At 66.8% G+C, this 15,282-nt stretch carries 13 protein-coding genes and 2 pseudogenes; 14 read left to right on the forward strand and 1 reads right to left on the reverse strand.

Annotated features, from left to right (window positions below; genetic code table 11):
- Positions 1-32 precede the first annotated feature (32 nt).
- Positions 33-1,593 (forward strand): annotated as a pseudogene (locus QUE33_RS12515) (hydantoinase B/oxoprolinase family protein).
- Here QUE33_RS12515 and QUE33_RS12520 read toward each other — a convergent pair.
- Complete coding sequence (locus tag QUE33_RS12520) at positions 1,581-2,669, reverse strand: LacI family DNA-binding transcriptional regulator (RefSeq protein WP_286300460.1); 1,089 nt, start codon at positions 2,667-2,669, stop codon at positions 1,581-1,583. The pseudogene QUE33_RS12515 and the gene QUE33_RS12520 sit on opposite strands and share 13 nt — an antisense overlap.
- 500 nt (positions 2,670-3,169) lie before the next feature.
- Between QUE33_RS12520 and QUE33_RS12525 the strand changes: the two are divergent.
- From QUE33_RS12525 to QUE33_RS12585, 13 genes and pseudogenes are all read left to right on the forward strand, one after another.
- Positions 3,170-4,683 (forward strand): annotated as a pseudogene (locus QUE33_RS12525) (ABC transporter substrate-binding protein).
- Positions 4,684-4,756: 73 nt separating this feature from the next.
- Positions 4,757-5,683 (forward strand): ABC transporter permease, encoded by a 927-nt coding sequence (locus QUE33_RS12530; protein ID WP_286300461.1) that lies wholly within the window; start codon positions 4,757-4,759, stop codon positions 5,681-5,683.
- Positions 5,684-5,688: 5 nt separating this feature from the next.
- Complete coding sequence (locus QUE33_RS12535) at positions 5,689-5,967, forward strand: hypothetical protein (protein WP_286300462.1); 279 nt, start codon at positions 5,689-5,691, stop codon at positions 5,965-5,967.
- Positions 5,952-6,602 (forward strand): ABC transporter permease, encoded by a 651-nt coding sequence (locus QUE33_RS12540; RefSeq protein ID WP_286300463.1) that lies wholly within the window; start codon positions 5,952-5,954, stop codon positions 6,600-6,602. Before QUE33_RS12535 ends, QUE33_RS12540 begins: the two co-directional genes overlap by 16 nt.
- Positions 6,599-8,314, forward strand: a complete 1,716-nt coding sequence (locus QUE33_RS12545; protein WP_286300464.1) for a dipeptide ABC transporter ATP-binding protein — start codon at positions 6,599-6,601, stop codon at positions 8,312-8,314. Before QUE33_RS12540 ends, QUE33_RS12545 begins: the two co-directional genes overlap by 4 nt.
- A gap of 34 nt (positions 8,315-8,348) precedes the next feature.
- The gene (locus QUE33_RS12550; protein ID WP_286300465.1) at positions 8,349-9,950 is read left to right on the forward strand and encodes a gamma-glutamyltransferase; all 1,602 of its coding nucleotides are present in this window, start codon (positions 8,349-8,351) and stop codon (positions 9,948-9,950) included.
- A 159-nt stretch (positions 9,951-10,109) separates the two neighbouring features.
- Positions 10,110-10,478, forward strand: coding sequence for a 30S ribosomal protein S6 (gene rpsF / locus QUE33_RS12555; protein ID WP_286300466.1), 369 nt, complete (start codon positions 10,110-10,112; stop codon positions 10,476-10,478).
- Between the two features lie 5 nt (positions 10,479-10,483).
- Positions 10,484-10,975, forward strand: coding sequence for a single-stranded DNA-binding protein (locus QUE33_RS12560; protein ID WP_286300467.1), 492 nt, complete (start codon positions 10,484-10,486; stop codon positions 10,973-10,975).
- A gap of 48 nt (positions 10,976-11,023) precedes the next feature.
- Complete coding sequence (gene rpsR / locus QUE33_RS12565) at positions 11,024-11,278, forward strand: 30S ribosomal protein S18 (protein ID WP_286300468.1); 255 nt, start codon at positions 11,024-11,026, stop codon at positions 11,276-11,278.
- 11 nt (positions 11,279-11,289) lie between these two features.
- Entirely contained in the window at positions 11,290-11,742 is a 453-nt protein-coding gene (gene rplI / locus QUE33_RS12570) for a 50S ribosomal protein L9 (protein ID WP_286300469.1), read from the forward strand.
- Between the two features lie 260 nt (positions 11,743-12,002).
- Entirely contained in the window at positions 12,003-13,298 is a 1,296-nt protein-coding gene (locus QUE33_RS12575; protein WP_286300470.1) for an ABC transporter substrate-binding protein, read from the forward strand.
- A gap of 73 nt (positions 13,299-13,371) precedes the next feature.
- The gene (locus QUE33_RS12580; RefSeq protein ID WP_286300471.1) at positions 13,372-14,367 is read left to right on the forward strand and encodes a carbohydrate ABC transporter permease; all 996 of its coding nucleotides are present in this window, start codon (positions 13,372-13,374) and stop codon (positions 14,365-14,367) included.
- Positions 14,364-15,281 carry a carbohydrate ABC transporter permease gene (locus QUE33_RS12585; RefSeq protein ID WP_286300473.1) on the forward strand — a complete coding sequence of 306 codons (918 nt, stop codon included), beginning with the start codon at positions 14,364-14,366 and terminating at the stop codon, positions 15,279-15,281. The genes QUE33_RS12580 and QUE33_RS12585 overlap by 4 nt, the downstream gene beginning before the upstream one ends.
- The last annotated feature ends 1 nt before the right edge of the window (position 15,282 follow it).

Genomic DNA, 15,282 nt, shown 5'->3' on the forward strand with positions numbered 1-15,282 from the left:
TCGGGTCGGCCCTGTCGACCATCGTCGAGGAGATGAGCGAGACCCTCGTCAAGGCCGCATACTCGCCGAACATCAAGGAGCGCCGCGACTGCACCGCCAGTCTGTTCGATGCGGACGGGCGGGCGATCGCGCAGGATGAGGGCGGCTCGCCCCTGCATCTCGGCTCGCTGATGGGCATCGTCTCCGCACTGCGGGAGCGCTACTCGATGGATCAGATCCGTCCGGGAGACGTCTTCATCGGAAACGACCCGTACACGGGCGGTGGTTCCCATCTGCCGGACATCGTCTTGGCGACGCCGATCTTCGTCGACGACGAGCTCGCCGCCTGGGCCGCCGTGCTCGCGCACCATGCCGACTTCGGCGACCGCGGGCACGCGCACATCTTCCAGGAGGCCATCCGGATTCCCCGGTGCACCTCGTGCACGAGGGGGTGCGTCAGGAAGAGCTTCTCCAGCTCATCCTGCTCAACTGCCAGGTGCCCGAAGAGCGCATCGCCGACCTGCGCGCCCAGGAGGCCGCCCTGCGGGTTGCGGTCTCACGGTTCAGCGAGCTCTGCGACCGGTACGGATCCGCCGTGGTCCGGGCGATCGGCGCGGAGCTGCTGGACTACACCGAGCGCCGGACACGCGCGGCGATCGCCGAGTTCCCCGATGGGGAGTACTCCTTCGAGGATCGCTTCGACTGCCCGGAGCTGGATGACGAGCTGACGCTGCGCGTGCGGATCGTGGTGAAGGGCGAGGAGATGCTCTTCGACTTCGCCGGGAACCCGCCGCAGGTGCGCGCGAGCGTGAACGTGGTGTGGACCGGTCTGTACGCGGCGGTCTACTACACGATCAAGACCCTCATCGATCCCGACATCGCCCCGAACGCGGGCCTCTATCGGCCGGTGACGATCGAGGCGCCGGAGGGATCGATCATCAACTGCTCGGCGCCCGCGGCGGTCAACGGACGCAGCGAGACCTGCCAGCGCATCGTCGATCTGATCCAGGGCGCCCTGGCCCCCGCGGTGCCGGAGCGCGTCACGGGTGCGTCCAACGGTGCGAACACCGGCGTGCACTTCTCGGGACACGACAGCGAGCGCGGTCGGGACTTCGTCTACCTGGAGACGATCGGCGGCGGCAGTGGCGCCCGGTACGACAAGGACGGACTCGACGGCGTGCAGGTGCACATGACCAATACGTCGAACCTGCCGGTGGAAAGCCTCGAGGCGGAGTACCCGCTCATGGTGGAGGCGTATGAGTTCATCGAGGACTCCGGCGGCATCGGCGAGTTCCGCGGGGGATGGGCATCCGCCGCCGCATCCGGGTCGAGGCCGAGGACGTGCACTACTGGCTGGACACCAGTCGGCAGAAGTCCCAGCCCTGGGGGCTGTTCGGCGGTGGGCCCGGTGCGTCGGCACGCAGCGTGCTCAGCGAGGACGCCACTCCGATCGACCACGGATACACGGTGCTTCAGCCCGGCCAGTGGGCTTCCATCGAGACGGCGGGTGCGGGCGGGTACGGCGATCCCGCCATCCGTCCCGTGGACGCCGTCGAGGCCGATGTCAAGGACGGACGTGTCTCGGAGGAGACTGCGCGGCGCTATCGGGCCTGAGCCGGAGGAGCGACCGACTCGCGCGTGATCAGCTCTGGTTCGAGCAGGTGCACGACCGGCTCGGTGGCGGCGCCGCGGATGATGCCGACCAGCACCGTGGCCGCCGTGGCTCCCAGATGCTGCTGGGGCTGCTCCACGACCGAGACCGTCGGCTGGACCATGGTGGTCCAGTCCTGGTCGTCGAAGCCGATGAACGAGAGCTGATCCGGGATGCTGACACCGCGCGCGCGGATGCCTCGATACGCACCCGAGCTGAGCACGGCATCGGTGGCGTGCAGGGCGGTGGCACCGGTGTCGCGGGCGAGGAAGTCCTCGACGGCCCGCTGCGCATCCTGTGTGGTGTAGCCGGATCGCAGGATCAGGTCGTCGTCGACCTCCAGGCCGGCCTCGCGGAGCGCCCGAAGGTAGCCGATGAACCGCTGTGCGGAGGGGCGCAGCGGGGATCGGACGTAGGGATCGCCGACCCGCCCGCTGAGATCGTCCAGGACGGCGCGCTCCCGCGTGACCTCCGTCAGCAGGCCGATCCTTCGGTGGCCGAGCTCGATCAGCGAGCGCACCGCGCGTTCCGTGGCGGCGACATGGTCGACGGACACCAGGGGAAGGCTCTCCAGGCCCGGCATCCGGCGGTCGAGCAGGACGATCGGGAGTTCCTCGGCCTGCAGGCGGATGATGGCGGCCGGGTCCTCCTGGAAGACCGGTGCGATCGCGATGCCGTCGACCCGCTGCTCGGCGAGCAGTTCGAGGGATCGCGCCTCGACGTCGGCGTCGTTGTCGGTGTTGCTCACCAGGACCTCGACGCCGGCTGCACGCGCAGTGTCGGCGAGACCGCGCAGCACGGCGGAGAAGAACGGGATCGCGACATCGGGAACCACGATGCCGATCGTGTTCGTCGCGCCGGACTTCATCGCACGGGCGAGCTGGTTCGGCCGATATCCCAGGCGGTGGGCGGCTTCGAGAACCTTCGTGCGCATCGTCTCGCTGGTGGATCCTCGCCGTGCCAGCACTCGTGCGGCAGCCGATTTCGACACCCCCGCTTCCTGCGCGACGTCGATGATGGTCACTGCCTCGTGCACCATTGGGCCTCCCTGTCCAGTCGATCGCATCGTAGCGAAGCATGGGAGCCGCTTCGGTCGAGGATCGCCTGCCGCAAATCATCTCAGATGTTGTTGACATCGTTCCCAATGTGCGCAAGAGTGTCTGAAGACGCACTGAGGGAACGTTCCCATTCTGTACAGGGCGTGATCTCCGCAGAGTAGCGAAAGCCCTGAAGGTCTCTGCGACAGGAGGTCGGCCTCAGCCCATTGCCGGGCGAGGATCAGATGATACGACGAGGAGGTTCAAGGAAGAACATGGACGAAGCGGCGAAGACAGCGAACGTGATGCAATTCCCGATGACGTCGCCCGCCCGCCCGACACACCGGCATCCGCTGCCGAACAGGCACCCTCTCGTATCCCAGCCCTCCGGGCATTGAAGAAACGGTTTTCCACCATGATCGGTTTCCCTGCGCCGCACAAGAACCGCGTCTCGCGTCGAGTCACACGAGGCGCCGTGCTCGCCGTATCCGCTGCACTCACCATGACTCTGGCCCTGGCCGGCTGCTCGCCGAAGAACTCCGGCGATTCCTCCGACGGATCGTCCGGCGACGCCGGCGCCACCCTGTCGTTCGGCCTCTCCTCCGAGCCCGCCGGATTCAAGACCGGTGTCGATCAGGGCTCCGCCGCGCGCGAGATCATCACCCTGGTCCGCCGTGGACTGCTCACCTACGACGGCGAGGGGAAGGTCGTACCCGCGCTGGCCTCGGACTACACCGTCTCCGACGACGGTCTGACCTACACCTTCACGCTGCGCTCGGGCCTGAAGTTCTCCAACGGCGACAGCCTGACGTCAGCCGACGTGAAGCGCACGTTCGAGTACCTCGCCGTCGATGAGAACGGTGCCGCGGCTGCGGCCGCCTTCGCGAACATCGCGACGATCGACACCCCGGATGACGCGACGGTCGTCCTCACGCTGTCCCAGCCGCAGACCGCGTTCCCGCAGGTTCTCGCAGACCCGCTGTCCGCGATCGTGCCCGAAGATGCGGTCGACGCCGATGGCGTGCCGATCGGCGACGGCCCGTTCAAGATCGTCGACTACCGCAAGGGGTCTCCTACACGCTGGAGGCCAATCCCGACTACTTCGATGCCGACTCGGTCAAGCTCGGCGGCATCGACGTGACGTTCATGGCCGACGCGCAGACGCGGGTCAAGGCGCTCATGAGCGGACAGGTCCAGTTCATCGATTACGTGGCGGCCGCGGACTTCAAGACGCTTGAGAGCGCAAAGGGCATCACGCTCAAGACGGCTCCCGGCCTGTACGGCGCGGTGCAGTTCAACCTCACCCGCGGCGCGCTCGCCGTGCCGGAGGTGCGCCAGGCCATCGCGTACGCGATCGACCTCAAGGCCTACAGCCAGGCTGGAACCCTCGGATACGGCGAGCCGACCGGCGGACTGCCGATCGCGCCCACCAGCCCGTACTACGACAAGGAACAGGCGGGGCACTTCGCGCTGAACGTCGACAAGGCCAAGCAGCTCCTCGCCGAAGCCGGCTACGCCGAGGGCGTCAAGCTCACGCTGCTCACCAACTCGCAGTACTTCGGGTACAGCGAGCGCGCTCAGGTTGTCAAGAGCGACCTCGAGGCCATCGGCATCACGGTCGACATCGAGAGCGGCGACTATGCGAACCAGATCGCGAAGGGCAACTCGGGAGACTACGATCTGATGATCGGCGGACCGTCTGCGGCGCTGAACGACCCGTCGGCGATCACGGCCGCCTTCATCGGCGGTCCGACGTTCGTGCGATCGGTCGGAATCGACCAGAGCCTGTACGCCGACCTGCTTGAAGAGGGCGCCAAGACCGCGGACGGGCCCGAGCGCGAGGCGATCTACAAGGAGATCGGCGAGATCTACCTGAAGGATGTTCCGTTCGTCACCACGGGCACGGGCGTCTCGGCATACGCCTACACCGACAAGCTGAAGGGCTTCCAGATGCTCAGCGGTGCGATCGTGTACTCGTCGCTGTACAACCTGGCAACCGCCGAGCTCTCCGAGTAGCAGTCCACGTGACGGCATCCATCACCCACCGAGGAGGTTCACGGTGACCCGATATGTACTCATTCGCCTCGGAATGGGTGTCGTCACAGTCTGGGGCGTCATCACCGCAGTGTTCCTCGCGCTGCACGCCGTACCCGGCGGTCCGGCGGCCGTGATGCTCCAGGGAGGCGCCGGCGGCGGGGACGTGAACCCCGCCGCCGTCGCCGCCCTCGAGCGCGAACTCGGTCTCGACCGGCCGCTGCTCGTTCAGTACGGCAGCTACTTGCTCGACATACTGCGCGGAGATCTCGGCACGTCCATCAAGTACTCCTCACCCGTCGGTGAGATCATCGCCACCCCGTTCGGCAACACCGTCGCGCTGGTCCTGATGGCCATCGTGATCGGCTGCGTGGTCGGCATCGCGTTCGGCGCCCTCTCCGCTGTGTGGCCGGGAAGCGTCCTGGACCGGGTGCTGTCGGGATTGATCTCGGTCGCTGTCTCGACACCCGGCTTCGTCATCGCGATCTTCCTCTCGCTGTTCGTCGGGATGTCGCTCGGCTGGTTCCCCTCGCTCGGCTACACGCCCATCGAAGATGGATTCGGCGATTTCCTCTATCACGCGTTCCTCCCGAGCCTCGCGTTGTCCTTCGGCTTCCTCGCGATGATCGGCCGCGTGACGCGGACATCCGTGCTCGCCGTTCGACGCGAGGACTGGGTGCGCACAGCAAGAGGCATGGGCCTGAGCCGCCCGCGCGTCTTCCGGCGGCACGTGTTCCGCAACGCGGTCAACCCGGTCATCACCGTGGCAGGCATCCAGCTGGGCGCCCTGCTCGGGGCGACGGTCCTCATCGAGGGCGTCTTCAACTGGCCGGGCATCGGCAGCACCCTGCTGAACGCCATCAACAGCCGCGACTATCCGCTCGTGCAGGGCATCGTCATCGTCTTCGCGTTGGTGTTCGTCGCCACGAGCCTTCTCGTCGACCTCATGTACCGCTTCCTTGACCCCCGAGTGGAGGACTGATCGCGATGAGTGCCTTCTTCCGTGCGCTGTGGCGCAGATCGAGCCCCGGTCTCTTCATCACCAGCGCTCTGACTTTCCTGCTGATCCTCCTCATCTTCATCTATCCCCTGCTGACCGACGTCGATCCGCTTGCGCAGGACATCGACAACGCCTTCGCAGCGGTCGGCACGCCCGGTCACCTTCTCGGCACGGACAATCTCGGGCGGGACACTCTCGTCCGCCTCGCCTACGGGCTGCGCACCGGCTGCTCGTGTGCGCGACGGGGACGGTGCTCGCAGCCCTGATCGGCACGCTCGCGGGGATTCTGGCGGCATACTTCCGTGGATTCGCGGACATGCTGCTGATGCGCATGGTCGACATCGTGCTCGCATTCCCCACGCTCGTCTTCGCGATGCTGATCGTCTCGCTCTATGGCGCAGGCAACCTCACGATCATCGTCATCTGCGCCATAGTGTTCTTCCCCAGCTTCGCCCGGCTGACGTACGGCGAGGTCCTCTCGCTGAGACGAGCGCTGTACGTCGAGTCGGCCGAGCTGTTCGGCGGCACGCGGTGGCAGATCATCAGCGGTCCGCTGCTGCGCGGGGTCGGCCCGCTCGTGCTCGCCCAGGGCTTCCTGACGCTCGCGTTCGCCGTGGGTCTGGAGTCGGGCCTGAGCTTCCTCGGCCTGGGCATCACCCCGCCGACACCGTCTCTCGGCCTGATGATCGCGAGCGGACAGCAGTACTTCCTGCAGAGCCCATGGCAGCTGCTCATTCCCAGCATCGTGCTCGTGGTCCTGCTCGTGATCTTCGGTTACGTGGCGGACTGGATCCGCGATCTGCTCGACCCTCGAGGGGTCGGCAAGGTCAAGCGCGGTCGTCGGGGCGGAGCCGCGCCGCGGGTGACGGCGGCGGAGATGATCGAGGGGGTCAGCGCATGAGCGACCGGGAAGTGCTTCTGAAGGTCGACGACCTCGACATCGACGTGGCCGGAACGCGCATCGTGACCGGCGCCTCGTTCTCGGTGGCCCGAGGCGAGGTCGTCGCCATCGTCGGCGAGTCCGGCGCCGGCAAGTCGATGACCGCGATGTCGATTCCGCATCTGCTGCCCGCGGGGGCCGAGTGCCGCGGCTCGATCGACTTCGACGGTCATGAGCTGATCGACGCCTCCGAGAAGCGCATGCAGCGCTACCGCGGTGCGGAGATCGCCTGTGTCTATCAGGAGCCGATGACCGCTCTGAACCCGTTGCACACGGTGGGGGACTTCCTCTCAGAGGCGATCCGCTCCCACGCCGGGACCGCGGGGAGCGGCGCCCAGCGTGATCCTCAGGAGCTTCTGGAACTGGTCGGGCTCGGCTCGCATCCGGATCTTCTGCGCCGCTACCCGCATCAGCTGTCCGGCGGTCAGCGCCAGCGCATCATGGCCGCCGGTGCGGTGGCCTGGAAGCCCAAGCTGCTCATCGCCGACGAGCCCACGACCGCCTTGGACGTCACCACGCAGCGCAATCTGCTGGCGATGTTCCGGAACCTGGTCGAGCAGGAGGACATGTCGATGATCTTCGTGACGCACGACATGGGCGTCGTCGCAGACATCGCGGACTCCGTCGTGGTGATGAGGAACGGATCGGTCGTCGAGACGGGGGATGTGTTCTCGATCTTCGCCGAGCCCGAGCACGAGTACACCCGGTCACTGCTGTCCGCCGCTCGAGCCCTGCACGGCGCCGAGATGATCAGCGCGGATGGCGACGGGGCTGCGTCGCGCGAAGCGGATGCCGCATCCGTCGACTCGCCGATCGCCGTGCCGAGGCACGGGGCGGGAGCCGCACCGGCGCTCGAGGTCCGCGACCTCACGATCGAGTACCGGAGATCCGGTCTGCGCCGGAAGGGCTCGCCAGAGGGCCGGCGTGCCGCTGTGGACGGGGCCTCCCTGCAGGTGTTCTCGGGGGAGACCCTGGGCATCGTGGGCGAGTCCGGCTCGGGCAAGTCCACCATCGCGCGGTCGATCCTGGGGTTGACGCCGGTGACGGGCGGGACCATCTCGATCGGCGGCGTCGACATGGTCGGTCTCCGAGGACGCGCCCGCCGGCGTGCCCTCGGCAAGCTCGGGGTCGTGTTCCAGGACCCGACCTCGTCACTGGATCCGAGCCTGCCGCTGTGGAAGGTGGTGACGGAGCCGCTCTGGCGCAGTGGCATGCTGCGGGATCAGCGTGCGCTCCGTCGGCGCGCCGCAGAGCTGCTGGAGAGCGTAGACATGGACCCGGGCTGGCTACACCGTCGCCGACATGAGCTCTCCGGTGGTCAGCGTCAGCGCGTGGCGATCGCCCGAGCGATCTCGCACAGCCCGGACGTGCTTCTCGCAGACGAGCCCACCTCCGCGTTGGACGTGACGGTGCAGGTGACGGTGCTCGATCTGCTCGCGCGCCTGCAGAAGGAGCTCGACTTCGCGTGCGTCTTCATCAGTCACGATCTGTATGTGGTCTCCACGATCTCGGATCACGTGCTGGTGATGAAGGACGGGCAGATCGTGGAGGCGGGGTCCACGGCCGATGTGATCCACAACCCGACATCTGACTACACCCGCACGCTGCTGGGGGCCATCCCCGTGCCGGACCCGGTTGCGCAGAAGGCGCGTCGCGACGTCGTCACCGCGTAGCGGCTGCGGTCACGAGAACGGAGAGGACATCCTCATGAAGAGCGAGTACGCCACCCCTGGACGCTACGGACTCAAGCCGGTCGCCACCGGCGACCGCGGGATGGTGGTCAGCTCCGAGCCGATCGCCGTCGAGGCGGGCGCGGCGGTTCTGCGGGAGGGCGGCAACGCGGTGGATGCCGTGCTCGCCGTGGCGGCGACGCAGCTGGTCACCGAGCCTCATATGACCTCGCTCACCGGTGGCATGTCGCTGGTCTACCGAGACGCGTCGACGGGTGTGGCGTCGTACCTCTCCGGCAACATCAACGCGCCCCTTGCACCGCTCGACGACTTCGTCGGCGCCGACCTCTACCGTGCTCGCGGCGTTCCCGTTCCCGGCTGGTGGCCCGCGTTCGCTGCCGCGCACGAACGCTTCGCCGCGCTGCCTCTGGCACGGCTGCTCGCGCCGGCGGTGGATGTCGCTCGCGAGGGGTTCGCTGTCTCCCCCTACCTGTTCGGCGAGATGTATCACGCACGCCAGAACCTCGGGCGCAATCCCGAGTCGCGCGAGATGTTCTTCTGCGACGGTTCGCTGATCACCACCGGGCAGAAGCTCGTGCAGCACCGGGTGGCTCGCACACTGGAGCGCCTGCGCGACGAGGGCATGGACTACTACCTGGGTGATTTCGCCGAGGCGTTCTGCGCCGCATCCGATTCCGATCACGGCGTCATCACGCGGGCGGACTTCGAGGCGTACCGGGCGGAATGGGCGGAACCGGTGCGGGGCACGTACCGGGGCTTCGAGATCATCGGCTCCGCTCCGCCGGACGACGGCGGTATGCAGATCGTGGAGGCGTTCAACATCCTCGAGAATCTCGATCTCGGTGCCCTCGGACCGGCGAGCGAGTCGCCTGCGACGCTGTCGGCGCTCATCGCCGCTCACAACGCGGTGTACTACGCGGCCCCGCGCGAGCGGCGGTTCCGCGAGTCGGAGCGGATCATGCGGACGCTGCTGTCGAAGGAGTACGCGAAGCAGCGCTTCGACCTGCTGGACACCCTCGCCACGCCCCTCTCCGCGGCCCCGCCCACTCCCGGCACCATCCACATCTCGGTGGTCGACGCCGACCTCAACGTGGCGACCCTGACGCATTCGCACATGGCCTCGCCGTGGGTGAACGGCCTCTACGCCGAGGGGTTCCAGCTGTCCGGGGGCGGGTCGTTCTTCCAGCGGGTGATGCCGCAGCCGGGCGAGCGTGCGACGATCTATCTCGCGCCGACCATGGTCCTGAGCGAGGGGCGGCCGGTGATCGCCGCCGGCTCGCCGTCGGTGTCGCTGGTGGCGTGTGTGATGCAGAATCTCGTCAACCTCATGGACTTCGGGATGACGATCGAGGAGAGCGTCGCCCAGCCGCGATTCGGCGCTCGACCGCATGACCCCGCCAGCGGATGGGTGCCGGGCGTGACCTTGGAATCCGGCTTCGCGGACGGGGTTCTCGACGATGTCCGGCGGTGGGCCGGTGAGAATCGCCTGTGGGCCCGCGAGATCGGCCCTTGGAACTCGATGACCGGCAACTTCGACGGCATCACGATCGACCCGTCCACCGGGATCATGCGCTCGTGCGGCGATCCGCGCCGGATGGGGACGGCCGTCGCCGCGTGAGCCGTTCACAGGTGCGGCACTGCGCACCCGCTCCCATCCGGTAGACTGTTGTAGTTGTCTGTCCGTCGGCTCTCTGCCGGAGGAGCGGACGACGTGCACAACACCCTCCTGCTCCCGGGAAAGTCCCGGAAGCCGTTCTAGTCCGAAGGAGGTGGGTAAGTGACGCACCAGTACGAGCTCATGGTCATTCTGACCCCCGAGCTGGACGAGCGCCAGGTTGCCCCCAACCTCGACAAGTTCCTGAAGGTCATCACCAACGATGGTGGCTCGATTGACAAGGTCGACATCTGGGGCAAGCGCCGTTTCGCCTATGAGATCAACAAGAAGAACGAGGGCATCTACGCCGTCGTCAACTTCACCGCGACCAGCGAGGCCACGCAGGAGCTCGACCGCCAGCTCAAGCTGAGCGAGCTCGTGTTCCGCACCAAGGTCCTGCGTGCCGAAGAGGCACAGGCCATGGTCGCCGCCGAGGCGAAGCGTGCTGCCGAGAAGGCCGCCCGCAAGCCCAAGACGGCTGTCAAGGCTTAAGCATCATGGCCGGCGAAACCGTCATCACCGTGGTGGGCAACCTCACCGCAGATCCCGAGCTGCGCTACACGCAGAACGGCCTGCCGGTGGCGAACTTCACCATCGCCTCGACTCCGCGCACGTTCGACCGTCAGGCCAACGAGTGGAAGGACGGCGACGCGCTGTTCCTCCGCGCATCGGTGTGGCGCGACTTCGCCGAGCACGTGGCGGGCTCGCTGACCAAGGGCATGCGCGTCATCGCGCAGGGCCGTCTGCGTCAGCGCTCCTACCAGGACCGCGAAGGCAACCAGCGCACCTCGATCGAGCTGGAGGTCGACGAGATCGGCCCGTCGCTGCGGTATGCGACGGCGCAGGTCACGCGGGCCGCATCGGGCGGCGGCGGACAGTCCCGTCCGCAGCAGCAGCAGGTCTCGGAAGAGCCGTGGTCGACCCCCGGTTCCTCGAGCGCTGACGCCTGGAGCACTCCGGGCAGCTTCGGCGACGACACCCCGTTCTGAAATTCCGGATGCCGATGGCATCCGCTCTCATCTCTTAAAGGAAAACTCATGGCTGGAAAGTCGAGCGGCGACCGCCGCAAGCCGCGGAAGGGTGGCAAGCCCACCGCTCCCGCGAAGTCGATCCGCGTCGGCGTCATTGACTACAAGGACGTCTCAACGCTTCGCAAGTTCATCTCCGAGCGTGGAAAGATCCGCGCCCGTCGTATCACCGGTGTCTCCGTGCAGGAGCAGCGTCTGATCGCCAAGGCGATCAAGAACGCTCGCGAGATGGCTCTCCTGCCCTACGCCGGCGCTGGCCGCTGAGGGGTGCTGACATGGCAAAGCTGATTCTCACGAGCGAGGTCGCCGGGCTCGGAAGCGCCGGTGACGTGATCGAGGTCAAGAACGGGTACGCCCGCAACTACCTCATTCCCCAGGGCTACGCGACCGCGTGGACCCGTGGTGGCGCCAAGCAGGTCGAATCGATCCAGGCAGCCCGCAAGGCGCGTGCGATCCACGACCTCGACGAGGCCACTGCGCTGAAGAACAAGCTCGAAGGCACCAAGGTGCGCCTGGCCGTCAAGGCCGGCGGCGAGGGTCGCCTGTTCGGCTCGGTGAAGACGGCCGACGTGGCCGACGCTGTCGCCGCCGCCGAGCTGGGCACCATCGACAAGCGCAAGGTGCACTTCGCCGCCCCGATCAAGTCGGTCGGCGAGCACGAGGCGACGGTTCGTCTGCACGACGACGTCACCGCCGTGATCACCCTGCAGGTCGTCGCCGCGAAGTAGTTCGACATCACGACGGGTTCCTGAACCCGTCGAAGAACGCCCCCGTCATCTTCGGATGCCGGGGGCGTTCTTCGTTCCGGGAACTCCGCGCTCCTTGGTGGCCTTCGCGTCGTCACATCATGGGAGCGCGCCCATGACGCTCTTGACGCGAGCAGCTAACGGGCGTACGGTGGCTGAGAAATCAAGTGGGAGCGCTCCCAGTATTCTCAATGCAAGCGCTCCCATGACTCTCATCCCACGCACACAAGGAAGTGAATCCCGTGAAAGCATCGCGCAGCAGGATCGTCGCCTCTCTCGCCGGCGCCGCCGCACTGGCTCTCGTCGTCACAGGCTGCTCGTCGGGCGGAGGTGACGCCGGCGCCGACGAGAAGATCACGTTGTCGATCACGACGTTCGGCACCATGGGCGTCGACGCCGCGTACGACAAGTACATGGACGAGCACCCGAACATCACCATCGAGGCGACCAACCTCGAGGGCGGCGGTGCGGCCCGCGATGACGCCTACGCGAAGATCGCGGCGGGCACCGGCCTCAGCGACATCGTCGCGATCGAGGAAGGCTGGCTCGGCACGATCGCCGAGGTGTCGGATGCTTTCGTCGATCTGCGCGACTACGGCATCGAGGATGTCAAGGACAGCTGGCTCGACTGGAAGTACGAGCAGGGCACCACGACCGACGGCCAGGTCATCGGCGCCGGTCTGGACATCGGTCCGCAGGGCCTCTGCTACCGCGGAGACCTCTTCGAGGCGGCCGGGCTGCCCAGCGACCGCGATGAGGTCGCCGAGTACTTCGGCGGCGAGGATGCCACCTGGGACCGCTTCTTCGAGGTGGGCGAGGAGTACGTGCAGAACACGGGCAAGGCGTTCTACCACAGCCCGCGATTCTTCTGGAACTCGTTCGTGAACCAGCAGAAGGAGGGCTACTACAAGAAGGACGGTGAGACCCTCAACATCAAGGACAACGCGGTGTTGAAGGAGCAGTTCGCAAAGATCGTCCAGGCGGAGAAGGACGGCCTCGGTGCCGGCCTGCCCGGCTGGGACGTCGGACCCGAAGCCAAGGCGGGCGACTACGCCGTCTACATGTGCCCGAGTTGGATGCTCGGCATCGTGCAGGGCTACTACGACGAAGGCACAACCGACAGCGGGTGGGACTTCGCCAACGTGCTGCCCGGCGGTGCAGCCAACTGGGGCGGCGCGTTCCTCGGCGTGTCCGCGTCGTCCGAGCACCCGAAGGAGGCCGCTGAGCTCGCGCTCTGGCTGGCGTCGCCCGAGCAGCAGGCCAGTGCCTTCGAGAAGGCCGGGCCCTTCCCGAGCACCCCGGAGGGGCAGAAGCTCGTCGCTGACACGAAGAGCGCGTTCTTCAACGACGCCCCTGTGGGCGAGATCTTCGCAGAGCGCTCGGAGGGTGTCGTCGCCCAGGTCAAGGGTCCGGAGGACTCGAACATCCAGGACAACGTCTTCGGCCCGATCTTCGACCGGGTGAGCCAGGGCGAGGTCACGGATGCCGACAAGGCCTGGGACGAGGCCATGACGCTGCTCGACCAGCTCGTCGGCTGACCGACCGGGTGGCCCGGCGCACACCGTGCCGGGCCACCCGCTCCCCATCACCATCTCGCGGATTGGCTTGACGATGACCAGATCACCGGGCCGCAGGGCCCGCTCCCCGCTGACGTTCCGTCAGAAGCTCAGTCGCTTCGACTACACCTACTCGCCGTACTTCTACGTGGCGCCGTTCTTCATCCTGTTCGGCCTGATCGGCGTCTTCCCGATCGCGTACACGGTGAACGTCTCGCTGTACCAGTGGCACCTGCTCAAGGGGCAGGGCGACTTCGTCGGTCTGGAGAACTACATCTCCGTCCTCAATGACCCGTTCTTCTGGAACGCCTTCGGCAACACCATCAGCATCTTCCTGCTGTCCGCGATCCCGCAGCTGCTCGTCGCCACCCTCGTGGCGGCCCTGCTGGACCAGGCCATCCGCGGCAAGACGTTCTGGCGCATGAGCATTCTGCTGCCGTACATCGTCGCCCCGGTCGCCGTGACAGTGATCTTCATGCAGGTCTTCAACCAGTACCACGGCCCGATCGCGGGCCTGCTCGAGCTGTTCGGGGTGGATCCGATCCGCTGGGCGTTCGACGTGTTCCCCTCTCACATCGCCATCGCCAGCATGGTGAACTGGCGATGGACCGGCTACAACGCACTCCTGCTGCTCGCGGCGATGCAGGCCGTGCCGCGCGACGTGTACGAGTCGGCCACCCTCGACGGGGCGGGCAAGCTGCGCCGGTTCTGGTCGATCACGATCCCCATGATCCGGCCGACCATCATCTTCGTGGTCATCACCGCGACCATCGGCGGGCTGCAGATCTTCACGGAGCCCAAGCTGTTCGACGCACGGACCAACGGCGGCAGCGATCGCCAGTTCCAGACGCTGGTGCTCTACCTCTACGAACTGGCATTCCCGAGGCGCGACTTCGGCAGGGCTTCGGCGACCGCCTGGATTCTGTTCATGGTCATCGTCCTGGTCGGTCTGCTCAGCTACGCGGCGACCCGTGCCGTGCGAACCGCCGATGTGAAGAGAAGCCGCGCCGAACGGGTTTCCGCGCGTGCGAAGCAGGGAGTGTCGTCATGACCGCCATCGCCACACCGCAGCAGGCATCCGACTCACCGACCGAGGACCGTCGCATCGTCGCCGAGGAGCGGCGCGCGAGGCGTCGCCGCGCATATGAGCGCCCCGGCACCCTGACCTATGCGCTGCTCGCAGCCTTCTTCGCCGGCTCGGCGTTCCCGCTGTGGTGGTCCTTCGTGATCTCCAGCCGTCAATCGTCGGACACGAACCTCGTGCCGCCCGCCGTGCTGCCGGGGCCGAACTTCCTGAGCAACGCGGTCAAGGTGTTCGACACCGTGCCGTTCATGTTGGCGCTGCTGAACAGCGTCATCATCTCGGGGGCGATCACGATCTCGGTGGTGTTCTTCTCCACCCTTGCCGGCTACGCGTTCGCAAAGCTGCGTTTTCGCGGCCGCACCGGCCTGCTGCTGACAGTGATCGCGACCATGGCGATCCCCACCCAGCTGGGGATCATCCCGATGTTCATGCTGATGGCCGAGTGGAAGTGGACCGGCACGCTGCAGGCGGTCATCGTGCCCGGCCTGGTCACTGCGTTCGGCGTGTTCTTCATGCGCCAGTACCTCGTCGACGTCATCCCGGACGAGCTGATCGAGGCCGCGCGCATGGACGGGGCGAGCATGTGGGGCACGTTCCGGCATGTCGCGATCCCCGCAGGCCGACCGGGAATGGCGGTGCTCGCCCTGTTCACCTTCATGGCGTCGTGGACCGACTACCTGTGGCCGATGCTGGTGCTCGGTCCGCGGAATCCGAACGTGCAGACCGCCCTGGCGGCCCTCAGCGCCGCCGGCGGGCAGAACCCTGACAACGCCATGGTGCTCGCCGGAGCCGTGCTGTCGGTCATCCCGCTTCTCATCCTCTTCTTCGTCGCGGGCAGGCAGCTCGTGGCCGGAATCATGCAGGGAGCAGTGAAAGGCTGAC

It is taken from the genome of Microbacterium suwonense, from assembly GCF_030296555.1.
In the GTDB taxonomy this organism is placed as follows: Bacteria; Actinomycetota; Actinomycetes; order Actinomycetales; family Microbacteriaceae; genus Microbacterium; species Microbacterium suwonense.